The 11,200-nt window shown below is 63.9% G+C and carries 10 protein-coding genes; 4 read left to right on the top strand and 6 right to left on the bottom strand.

From position 1 onward, the window contains the following. Positions 1-96 precede the first annotated feature (96 nt). Positions 97-1,137: a tRNA 2-selenouridine(34) synthase MnmH gene (gene mnmH, locus BMZ35_RS17060; RefSeq protein ID WP_093095453.1), complete on the top strand. Its 1,041-nt coding sequence runs from the start codon at positions 97-99 to the stop codon at positions 1,135-1,137. Here mnmH and selD read toward each other — a convergent pair. The 6 genes from selD to BMZ35_RS17030 form a co-directional block, all read right to left on the bottom strand. Next, positions 1,124-3,295 carry a selenide, water dikinase SelD gene (gene selD, locus BMZ35_RS17055; RefSeq protein WP_093095452.1) on the bottom strand — a complete coding sequence of 724 codons (2,172 nt, stop codon included), beginning with the start codon at positions 3,293-3,295 and terminating at the stop codon, positions 1,124-1,126. The genes mnmH and selD overlap by 14 nt on opposite strands. 94 nt (positions 3,296-3,389) lie before the next feature. After that, entirely contained in the window at positions 3,390-3,779 is a 390-nt protein-coding gene (locus BMZ35_RS17050; protein WP_093095451.1) for a carboxymuconolactone decarboxylase family protein, read from the bottom strand. After that, positions 3,776-4,456: a glutathione S-transferase gene (locus BMZ35_RS17045; protein WP_093095450.1), complete on the bottom strand. Its 681-nt coding sequence runs from the start codon at positions 4,454-4,456 to the stop codon at positions 3,776-3,778. The genes BMZ35_RS17050 and BMZ35_RS17045 overlap by 4 nt, the downstream gene beginning before the upstream one ends. Before the next feature lie 60 nt (positions 4,457-4,516). Then, positions 4,517-4,924, bottom strand: a complete 408-nt coding sequence (locus BMZ35_RS17040; protein WP_479725469.1) for a GFA family protein — start codon at positions 4,922-4,924, stop codon at positions 4,517-4,519. 22 nt (positions 4,925-4,946) lie between these two features. Next, entirely contained in the window at positions 4,947-6,035 is a 1,089-nt protein-coding gene (locus BMZ35_RS17035; RefSeq protein WP_093095447.1) for an aromatic ring-hydroxylating oxygenase subunit alpha, read from the bottom strand. Continuing rightward, positions 6,032-6,919 carry a MurR/RpiR family transcriptional regulator gene (locus tag BMZ35_RS17030; RefSeq protein ID WP_093095443.1) on the bottom strand — a complete coding sequence of 296 codons (888 nt, stop codon included), beginning with the start codon at positions 6,917-6,919 and terminating at the stop codon, positions 6,032-6,034. The genes BMZ35_RS17035 and BMZ35_RS17030 overlap by 4 nt, the downstream gene beginning before the upstream one ends. Positions 6,920-6,989: 70 nt before the next feature. Here BMZ35_RS17030 and BMZ35_RS17025 point away from each other — a divergent pair, with 70 nt between their 5' ends. Genes BMZ35_RS17025 through BMZ35_RS17015 form a run of 3 tightly spaced genes read left to right on the top strand, consistent with a single transcriptional unit; the run spans position 6,990 to position 11,146 of the window. Further along, positions 6,990-9,452 carry an FAD-dependent oxidoreductase gene (locus tag BMZ35_RS17025; RefSeq protein ID WP_093095440.1) on the top strand — a complete coding sequence of 821 codons (2,463 nt, stop codon included), beginning with the start codon at positions 6,990-6,992 and terminating at the stop codon, positions 9,450-9,452. Continuing rightward, positions 9,449-10,531, top strand: a complete 1,083-nt coding sequence (locus BMZ35_RS17020) for an alcohol dehydrogenase family protein (RefSeq protein WP_165610111.1) — start codon at positions 9,449-9,451, stop codon at positions 10,529-10,531. The genes BMZ35_RS17025 and BMZ35_RS17020 overlap by 4 nt, the downstream gene beginning before the upstream one ends. 15 nt (positions 10,532-10,546) lie before the next feature. Next, complete coding sequence (locus BMZ35_RS17015; RefSeq protein ID WP_242654837.1) at positions 10,547-11,146, top strand: dimethylsulfonioproprionate lyase family protein; 600 nt, start codon at positions 10,547-10,549, stop codon at positions 11,144-11,146. The last annotated feature ends 54 nt before the right edge of the window (positions 11,147-11,200 follow it).

Here is an 11,200-nt window from a genome sequence, read left to right as displayed (position 1 = left end):
CGGCGGCGTGCGTGCACGCCTTGATTCCGGGCGAGGTGCTGGCCAACCCCACCACATCACGCTATCACCGGTCTGCCCAACTGACGGACCGCCCTCATGCCCCAAGAGCTGACCCAGCTATCCGACCTCGCCACTCTTCCGTTTGACGAGATCATCGACGTCCGCTCCCCTGCCGAATATGCCGAAGACCACATCCCCGGCGCGATCAACCTACCCGCCCTGTCGAACGAAGAACGCGCCCGTGTCGGCACGATCTATGTGCAGGACGATCCCTTCAAGGCGCGCAAGATCGGCGCCGCGCTGGTCTCGCGCAACGTCGCCGCCCACCTCGAAGGCCCGCTGGCCGACCGTCCAGGCGGCTGGCGCCCGCTGGTCTATTGCTGGCGCGGAGGGCAGCGCTCCGGCTCCGTCGCCATTATCCTCAAACAGATCGGCTGGCGCGCCGACACGGTGGACGGTGGCTATCAGCGCTATCGCCGCCTTGTCGCCAGGGCGCTCTATGACGATCCCATGCCCTGCCCCGTGGTGGTGATCGATGGCGGCACCGGCACGGCCAAGACCCGCCTTCTGGATCACCTCGCAGCTCAAGGCGCGCAGACGCTCGACCTCGAAGCCATGGCCGAACATCGCGGCTCGCTCTTTGGCCCGATGAGCGCGCATCAGCCTAGCCAGAAAACCTTTGAAAGCCGCCTTGCGACGGGGATGGCGCGGCTCGACCCGTTCCGCCCGGTCTATGTCGAGGCCGAAAGTTCCAAGATCGGACGCCTGATCATTCCGCCAACCCTGTGGCAGGCCATGATCGCCGCGCCCAACCTGCGCCTTACCGCGCCGCTGGCCGCGCGCGCTGATCACTTGCTGACCGCCTATCCCGACATGATTGAAGACACTGACAAGCTTGATCAGATCCTGCAGAAACTCGTGCGCTATCATGGGCATGAACAGGTGGCCCAGTGGCGGGAAACCGCGAAATCCGGCGATTTCCGCACCCTCGCCCAACAGCTGATCGAGGTCCATTACGACCCGCGCTACACGCGCATCAGCCGCGCCCATGCGCCGGATTCCACACCAATCGACCTGCCCGACCTGAGCGACGAAACGCTTGCCGCCGCAGCGCGCAAGATCATCACCCTGCAGTAATCGCAGGCGCGCCCGTTTCAAAACGCCCGATCACCGCCGCTTGGTGGCCCTTGGCCCGCAGCGCCTCAACCAGAGCCCCGGCGGCTCCGGCCTCCACCGCCGCCAAAAGCCCGCCTGCCGTCTGCGGATCATGCAACAACGCGCCACGCGCCCCGGTCGCGCCAAAGACCGGCGCGCTGTCGGCATTGGCCTGCCAGATGGTTGAACGATGGCCCGTCTCGGCCAGATCAAGCGCGCCGTCATAGAAAGGCACTGCCCCCAGATCGAGTTCCGCCGCCACACCCGACGCCCGGCACATGGCCATCAGATGCCCGGCCAACCCAAACCCGGTCACATCCGTCATCGCATGCGCACCCTCAAGGATTGCCGCCGCATCCCCCTGCGGGCGCGCCATCTCGGCAAGCACCGCCTGCACATCCGCGCCGCGCGCCTTGCCCTGCATCTCTGCCGCCAGAACGGTGCCTGACCCGATGGGTCGCGTCAGGATCAGCACATCCCCGACCCGCGCCCCGGCATGGGTGATCGCGGCCTCCTCGACCAGCCCGGTCAGCGTCAGCCCGATGGTCAACTCGCTGCCCATGGTCGAATGCCCGCCCACAATCTCGGCCCCGGCCTCGTTCAAAACCGCCCCCGCCTCGCGCAGAATCTCTTCCATGCTGCGCGCCTGCAATGCCGCACTCATCCGGGGGAGTGTCACCGACATCAACGCCCCCTGCGGCGCTGCCCCCATCGCCCAGATATCGCCCAGCGCATGCACCGTCGCAATCCGCGCCATCAGGCCAAAATCCTCGGTAAAGGCGCGCAAATGATCCGTCGTCACCACCTGCTGCACGCCGCCCACCTGCAAGACCGCCGCATCATCCCCGGGACCGGAAAGCACATCCGACCGACCCAGTCGCGGCAGTCTTTCCAGCACTCCGGCCAAAGTCCCCGGCCCCACTTTTGAACCACAGCCCCCGCACAAAGGCTGCTCCGGCACTGCCTCCAGCGCCACCTCACGCGGCGGTTTTGACGCGGTCATCGCGGGCAACTGGCGGAACTTGTCCATGAATTTCTGATCAATGTGGTCCTTCCAGCGCCACAGCGTCGGCCCGGCCAGCGTACGCCCCCATTTCTCGGCCACGGCAGATTTCCCACCCAGCGAGATCAGCTTGAGGTAATCCTTTTGCGGACGGAACGCGCGCGTCTGCCCCCCCGACAGAACCGCGCGCAGATTGCCCTGCAGCACTTTCCCAGCGCGCACCGCAAACACACCGGCTTTGGGGCGTGGCGTGGCCCCCATATGCGCGCAATCGCCTACCGCAAAAAGATCGTCAAACCCCTCGACCTGCAGGCTGTCACGCACCCGCACAAACCCGTCTTCGGTCAGGGGAAGCGCGGTTTCGGCCAGCCAGCCATGGGCAAATGCCCCGGCGGCACCGACTGTGAACCGGCTTGGCACCGATGTGCCGTCCTTGAGCATGACCCGCTCGGCCTCGACCCGCGCCACCTGCGCCTCGGTCATGACCTCAACGCCCAGATCGCCCATTGCGCCCAGCAAATGCCGCTCGGCCGCTGCCGTGCGCCCGGTAATCTTTGGCCCCGCCTCGATCACCGTCACCTTGCCCGCGCATCCCCGCGCCCGCAGCGCATGGGCCATGGCCAGCGCCAGCTCGCTTCCGGCCACGCCACCCCCGATGACCGCCACCTCGGGCGCGACATCGCCCTTGGCGGCTGCGTCGAGAAACGCGGCCCAGCGGCTCGCGTAGACATCCAATGGCTTGGCCCCAAGCCCATGGTCTGCGAAGCCCTCGATCCCCGGCATCTCGGCATGGATCCCGACATCAATCGACGCAACATCATAGCCGATTTCCCCCCGCCCCTGCACGGCGATCGTCCGCGCCACGGGATCAATCCCCTCGGCAGGCGCCATGATCAGCCGCGCCCCGGCAAAACGCGCCAGTTTCACAAGGTCGATATCAAGATCATCGCGCGCATAATGCCCGGCGATATGGCCGGGCAACATGCCCGAATAGGGCGCCGTCGGTCCGGGATTGATCAGCGTCACCCGCACGCCGGGCAAGGGGCGCATCCCCCACATGCGCAGCACAAGCGCATGGGCGTGGCCTCCGCCAATCAGAACAAGATCACGGGTCAACTGAACGGGGGACGACATCATCGGAACAGCTTCCTTTTGCACTCTCCCGTCCGATATCGCATTGGCGCGCGCATGACCACGGGCGCACGCTCCCTTGCACGCGTTTTGCCCCGTTTCAGATCAACCCACGCTCTTCCAGCACTTTGCGCGCCACGCGGAAACACTCCAGCGACTGCGGCACGCCGCAATAGATGCCGACCACGTGAATGATCGCGCGCACCTCTTCCACCGTGACGCCATTGTTGAGCGCGCCATTGAGATGAATTTCCCATTCATGCATCTTGCCCAGCGCACCGAGCATGGCGAGGTTCATCATCGATCGGGTCTTGGGCGCGATCACGTCGTCGCCCCAGCCAAAGCCCCAGCACCACGCCGTCATCGCCTCCTGAAAGGGGCGCGTAAACTCGTCTGCGGCGGCAAGGTTCTTTTCCACGTACTCCGCGCCAAGCGTCCCCTTGCGCTGTTCCAACCCTTTCAGGAACAGGTCTTCGTCAAACAGGCTCATATGTCTTCTTTCCCTTCCAGCATGTCCAAGATGGACGCCTCAATCTCACCCGCGCAATAGCGCGCCGGGCCATCGTCCCACGTGGCAAACAGCGCCGCAACCCGCGACGTCTGCGCAACCCGATCAACAAGGGCCGCAACGGTCGGCGCATGGGCCGCCAGAACCGGGCGCAACCCCGGCAGACAGCGCACCATATTGTGCCAAAGCCCGGTCAGGATCAGCTGCGAGAGGTCAATCTCGCCCGCATCCAGTGCCTCGTCGATCACCAGCCGTTCATGCAAACCCATCCAGCGCGGCAAGCGGACCGCGACAAAATCATCCCACGCCGCCCGGTCCCACATTTGCGCACCATGGCCACGGGTGATTTCTACCAAAATGTCCGACGCATCACAGACTAGCCGCAATTCCGTGTCCGGCACCCTGCTCAGCCCGTGCATGCGCCCAAGATACATGGTGATCGCCGGCAACTGACTGATCCAGCGCCCCGCCTCGCGATCCTCCAGCAGGGGCGGTGCCATGAACGGATAGGGAAGGTCCCCGATCGACCGCTCCTTCAGCGCGCCAACCTCTTCCCAATCCGCCTCACACCAAGCCACATCGGCGTAGGCGAGGATCACGCGAATGATCTGCCCCCGGAACGGGATCGGCCAATAATAAAGAGCATAGGGTGCCGTCATGCATATTCTCCTCAAACCACCATGCAAGCGTATCCGGGGCGCAAAGGATCGCCCAATCGCTCAGGCAACGGGTTCCGCCCCATCCGCTGAGGCAGCAAACTTGGGCAGGTCGTCGGCAATCGCCAGCCAAGGAAGGCGCTCGGCCCAGTGGTAATGCGCCTGCGGGGAAAATTGCGCCGGATCGTCCAGCGTCGCGGCATAAAGGTGTGTCTCCTCAGGCCAGGCCTCGGATTGATAGGTCAACTGGGTGCCACATGCGGGACAAAACTGACGGCGCACCTTTCCACCTGATGTCACGTAGTCGGCCAGCGTCCCGGACCAGCGCACGCTGTCCCGCGCCACACCGAAGAACGAGGTGAATGGGGCCGAGGTCGCCCGCCGGCAACTGTCACAATGACAATGCCCGGCCCAAAGCACCGGCGCGTCGGTTTCCCAACGCACCTGCCCGCAAAAACATTGCCCCCGCATCATCGCCACCCCTTTCTTGCCGCTAGTCCACCGCCGCGCGCATCCACTCCTGCAGCCGCGCAATCGAATGTTCCGAGTGTACGCCGCATTGCGGGTCCAGCACCAGCGGGCCGGGTCGATACCCGCGCGAGGCCAGCCCGCGCTGGACGCTTTCCACCAGCCGGATATCCTCTTCCACGGTGGTTTCGCGATCCTGCACCGCCAACGCCCGGATCACGTCGCTCTCTGCTCCACCCGCCGTGTACCAGCCGCGCCAGACCGTGCAGCGATCCACTGCTTCGGCCCGCCAGTGATAGGTATTGAGCACATTGCCCGGATAGCACTGGAACGAGAACATCGGCCACAGGAACCAGCTCTGATAATCCCCGGCATGGGCCACGGACATATCCACGGGATAGGTCATCTTCTCAAGGCTCTGGCATTCCGTGGTGTGGCGCAGCACGTAACCGCCGCCCGCGTCGGGCTGAATGTCATAGGTCTCGGGTTTGACCACCCCTTCGGCAAAGGTCGGGTGGTTGATCGGGCAATGATAACATTCCGAGTAATTCTCGACCGACACTTTCCAGTTGCAGTTTTCGGGCACCTCCACCCATTCCAGCGGCGCGAGTTCCCTGATCCAGGGCACAAATTCCAACAGCTCGGCGCGCACCCCCGGATACCAGTCATCCATTGGCGCGGCGTCATCGTCGAGATTGACGAACAGGAAGCCAAGGAAATCCTCGCTGCGAACCTCGGTCAGGCAGATCTCGGAGCGATCAAACCCCGGCACTGCCTTGATATTCGGCCCCGCCCGCAGGCCGCCGCTCAATTCATAGGTCCACGCATGATAGGGGCAGACCACCACCCGCGTATTGCCCCGTCCCGACACCATCTCATGCGCCCGGTGCTGGCAGACATTGTAGAACACCCGCACCACCTCGTCCCGCCCGCGAATGGCAAACAGGCTTTCTCCGGCAATCTCGAAGGCGGCGTAATCCCCAACATTGGGAATATCCGACAGGTGCAGCGCAAATTGCCACGTAGACGCCAGAAGCCCCCGCATCTCCTGTGCATAGATTGCCGGATCGGTATAGTAGCGGGCCTCAAGCGAATGGACGGGGCTGTCGCTCATGGCAGGTCCTCCTGATAGATTCCCAACTGGTGGCGGCGCTCATGGAACTTCTCGACCCGCGCCACGATCTCGGGGCTGGCCGAGGCGATCACGAAACTCAGCAAGGTCTCCAGCAGGGCGATGGTCGACACCGAACTGGGAAAGAACTGCGGCGTGTCGGCGGCCACGACAAAGCCATGCGCGGCCCCGCGAATGATCGGTGACGCGGGCGAATCCGAAATCCCGATCACGCACATCCCCTGTTCCCGCGCCACCTCGACCGCCTCAACCACCTCGCGCCGATACGGCGCACAGGTGATGGCAATCAGCACGTCGCGCTCATCTGCCCAGGCAATGTCATCCACCGGCGTCGATCCGGCGCGCGGGATGGCATGAAATTGCACCATGCCGGTGCTGGCAAGATAGGTGAAATTGCGGGCGTTGGAATTGTTGACCCCCACGCCCAGCGTATAGACATTGCGCGAGTTCCAGATCGCTTCTGCCGCCACGCGCAGCGCCTCTTCGCTGATCGTTGCAAAGGTTTCTTCAATGTTGCGCAGGGCCGCACTCACCATATCGGCATAAAGCCCACCCAACTCCCCCTGACGGCGAATATCCTGCAACCACCGCGCCCGATCCGGGAAAGACGCCGCCCCACGCCGAATCGCCTCGCGGAACGGTTCGCGGAAATCATCGTAGCCCTCGAACCCCACCTGCCGCGCCATGCGCACCACGGTATTTGGCTTGACCTTGGCCGCCTCGGCAATCTCTCGCACGGTCGACACCCCCACATCGCGCGGGTTTTCAAGCACATAGCGTGCCACTTTCTGCGCCTCGGGGGTGAGATCATCCCATTCCTGAGACAGGCGGGTCAAAACGGTTTTTGATACATTTGTGTCATTCATGATTGACGATGGTACAAATGATTGCCTAGCCTGTCCACAGGAAACAACCGTGCCAGAGCGAGTCGGCCTCATGTCCTCATCTTCCCTTCCAAGCCACGCCCGCGTTGTCATTGTCGGCGGCGGTGTCATGGGCGTCGGCCTCGCCTATCACCTCGCCCACGAAGGCTGGGGCGGCGACACGGTGCTTCTGGAAAAGGCCGAACTGACCTCCGGCTCCACGTGGCACGCCGCGGGCCAGATCACGCATTCCACCTCGTCTTTCTCGCTCGGCAAATGTGTCGATTACAATATCGGCCTCTATTCCGGCGGGCTGGAGCAGGAAACCGGCCAGCCCGTGACATGGCACGGCTGCGGGTCCTTCCGGCTGGCTTATACCGAAGATGAAATGGACTGGCTGCGTCACACCCTGTCTGTGGGCCGTTCGCTTGGCTTCAATATCGAGCTGGTCAGCCCCGACCGCGTCGGCGCACTGCATCCCTTCTACAATCTCGACGGCGTTCTGGGCGCGCTGCATACCCCTGATGACGGCCATGTCGATCCGACCAACGTCACCATGGCCATGGCCGCAGGGGCCCGCGCCAAGGGTGTGCGCATCATCCGCCGCTGCCGCGCCAGCAACATCACAAAGCGCGGCCATGAATGGGTGGTCGAAACCGATCAGGGCACGATCACATGCGAACACGTGGTCAATGCGGGCGGCACCTATGCCCGCCAGATGGGCGACTGGTCAGGGCTGCAACTGCCCATGACCTCGATGACGCACCACTATTTCGTCACCGACGAAGTGCCGGAATTCCGCGACCTGCCCACCGAACTTCCCGTCATCCGAGATGACAAGAAGGTCTCCGGCTATATCCGCATGGAACAGAAAAAGGGCCTGATCGGCATCTACGAGAAAGCCAATCCCAACGCGGTCTGGCTCGATGAGTGTCCGTGGGAGTATGAAAACTGGCTGTTCGAGGCCGATTACGACCGCGTCATGCCATGGCTCGAAAACGCGCTGGATCGTATGCCGATCTTTGCCGATCTCGGCATAACCCGCGATGTGCACGGCGCCATCTCGCACCCGCCTGACGGCAACCCGCTGATCGGCCCCGCACCCGGCGTGGAAAACTACTGGTGCTGCTGCGGCACCCAGATCGGCATCGGCTGGGGGCCGGGGCTGACCCGCGAACTGGCCCGCTGGATGGTGCATGGCGCCGCCGACATCTCGATGCGCGACTACGACCCACGCCGCTTCGGAGAATACGCCACCCCCGAATGGCAGGTGATCAAGGCCAAGGAAGACTATTGCCTGCGCCACGAGATTCCGTTCCCGCATTTCAACCGGCTCACCGGACGCCCCGTGAAACCCTCACCCCTGCATGATCAGCTGAAAAAGGCGGGCGCCGTACATGAAGAGGTCTATGGCCATGAGCGCCCCCGTTGGTTCGCCCGCAATGGCGTGGAACAGCGTGACCATTACAGCTTCACCCGCAACGTGGTGCACGACATGGTCGCTTTTGAATGCAAGGCCGTGCGTGAACGGGTCGGCCTCATGGACGTGACCGCCTTTACCAAGGTCATTGTGGAAGGCCCCGACGCTTACGCCCTGCTCGACCGTCTCACCGCCAATCGCATGCCGCAAAAAGACGGCTCGATCACCCTGACCCATATGCTCAACCGTCGCGGACGGATCGAGCTTGAAACCACCATCGTGCGCATGGCCGCAGACCGTTTCTATCTCGTCTGCGCCGCCTTCTTTGAGCAACGCCTGCTCGACCACCTGCACCGCCACCAAGGCGATGCCGACGCCACCATCACCTGCCTTTCCAGCGACTGGTCGGCGCTTTCGCTGAACGGCCCCCTGTCCCGCGACGTGCTCTCGCAATGCACCGACGCCGACCTCTCCAACGCCGGTTTCCGATGGCTCTCGGCCCGCGAAATCACCGTTGCGGGCCATAAAATCTGGGCCTTCCGCATGTCCTATGCCGGGGAACTGGGCTGGGAGTTGCACACGCCCAACGCCGCCGCCCCCGCGATCTATGACGCGCTCTGGCAGGCGGGCCAGCCTCACGGCATCGCCAATTACGGCTCTTTCGCCATGAACGCCCTGCGCATGGAAAAGGCCTTCCCCGGCGCAGGCGAACTCACCAACGAAGTCACCCTGCCCGAAGCCAATGTCATGCGTTTCGTGAAACTCGACAAGGACTACCTCGGGGCCGAAGCAACCCGCACCAGCGCCCAATCCAACCTGCCATGGATCTGCACCTATCTCGAGATTGATCCTGACGGGACACATGATGGCCATGGCGGCGAAGCCGTGCTCATGGGCGATACCGTGGTCGGCTCCACCGCCTCGGTCGCCTATGGCCACACGGTCGGCAAAATCCTCGCCTTTGCCTATCTCAAACCCGCTGCTGCCACCCCCGGCATCGACCTCACGGTGATCATCGCGGGCCAGCCCCGCCCCGCCCGTGTCCTGGTCCAAGCCGCCTACGATCCAGGCTCCCTCCTTCCCCGAACCGACGCCACGCAGGAGGCCGCCGAATGACCGTTCCCGCCACCATGCAGGCCATGATCCTCACCGGCCACGGCGATCTTGACGCTTATGACTGGCGCGAGGACTGGCCCACCCCCAGCCCCGCCCCCGGCGAGGTGCTGATCAAGGTCGGCGCCTGCGGCCTCAACAATACCGACGTCAACACAAGGTCGGGCTGGTACTCCAAGGCCGTCGATGATGCGACCACCGGCGGCGCCTTTGACGCGGTCGATGAAGACGACCCGACATGGGGAGGGCGTCCGCTCACCTTCCCGCGAATCCAGGGCGCCGATATCTGCGGCCGGATTGTTGCCGTGGGCGACGGTATTGACCCGGCCCGCATCGGCGAACGTGTCCTCACCGACAACTGGTTGCGCGACCCCGAGGATCTGGAGAACAAGGACAAGACCGGCTATTTCGGCTCCGAGCGCGATGGCGGCTTTGCGCAATATGCCACCATCCCCGCCAGCAATGCCCTCGCCATCTCCTCCCCGCTCAGCGACGCGGAACTGGCCACTTTTTCCTGTTCCTATTCCACCGCCGAAGGCATGCTCACCCGCGCCAACGTGACCAAGGCGGACACCGTGCTAATCCCCGGCGCCTCGGGGGGCGTTGGAGGCGCGCTGGTGCAGCTTGCCAAACGCCGCGGCGCGCGCGTGATCGCCATGGCCTCGGAAACGAAACACGCCGAGGTCGCCCAACTCGGACCGGATCGCATCCTGCCCCGCGCACCCGAAAACCTGCGCGCCGCGCTCGCGAATGAAAAGATCACCGTGGTCGCCGATATCGTCGGCGGCCCCGATTGGCCAAAGCTGATCGACATCCTTGAACGCGGCGGGCGCTACACCTGCTCGGGCGCCATCGCCGGACCGCTTGTTGAGTTGGACCTGCGCACCTTCTACCTGCGCGACCTCACTTTCACCGGCTCGACCGTGATCCCGCCCGAGGTAATGCAGAACATCATCCGCTACATCGAGGCAGGTGAAATCAAACCGGCGCTGGCCGCCACCTACCCGCTCAAGGACCTGCGCACCGCCCAAGCCGCCTTCATCGCCAAGCAACATACCGGAAATATCGTCGTGATCCCCTGACCCAAAGGTTTTCCCATGTCACAACCCGACTCGTCCCTCGCCTTTGCCAATGCTTACCACGCCCTGACCATGCTCGTGGCCGCGACCCCGCCCCTGCTCGGTTTCGCGGGCTGGCCCCTCGCCCTGCCCAACACCAAACCCACCCGCCGCCATGTCCCCGCCGCCGACATCCTCAGGGACTGGGCCGATGGTCATATCGAAGCCACGCTGACCCTGCGCGATGCGGTCCGGGATGTGTGCGATTTCGCCGACTGGCAACAGACCTATACCAAGGACGAGGTCGGCGCAGATTTTCTCGCCCGCTATGGGTATTTCGAGCTTGTCGGGCCCACAGGACATTTCCAGTCCGACACGATCCGCGCCTATATCGCCTACTGGGGCGCGCATCTCTACTATCCATGGCACCAGCACGAAGCCGAGGAACTCTACTACATCATCGCAGGCAAAGCCCTCTTCGAGGCCGAGGGGTGCCCTCCAGAAACCCTGCGCCCCGGCGACACGCGCCATCATCTTTCCAACCAACGCCACGCCATGACCACCACGGACAGCCCTGTGCTGGCACTGGTACTCTGGCGCGGCGCCGGGCTGACCGGCCTGCCAAGGATGAGCGCATGAGTCCGAGACCGACACAAGCCAATCAGGAGGTCCCGGCCCCCGTCCGGAACGCCG

The organism is Shimia aestuarii, from assembly GCF_900114635.1.
Classification (GTDB): Bacteria; Pseudomonadota; Alphaproteobacteria; order Rhodobacterales; family Rhodobacteraceae; genus Shimia; species Shimia aestuarii.
Note: the sequence above shows the minus strand (reverse complement) of the source record. Positions and strands in the feature narration are given on the sequence as shown.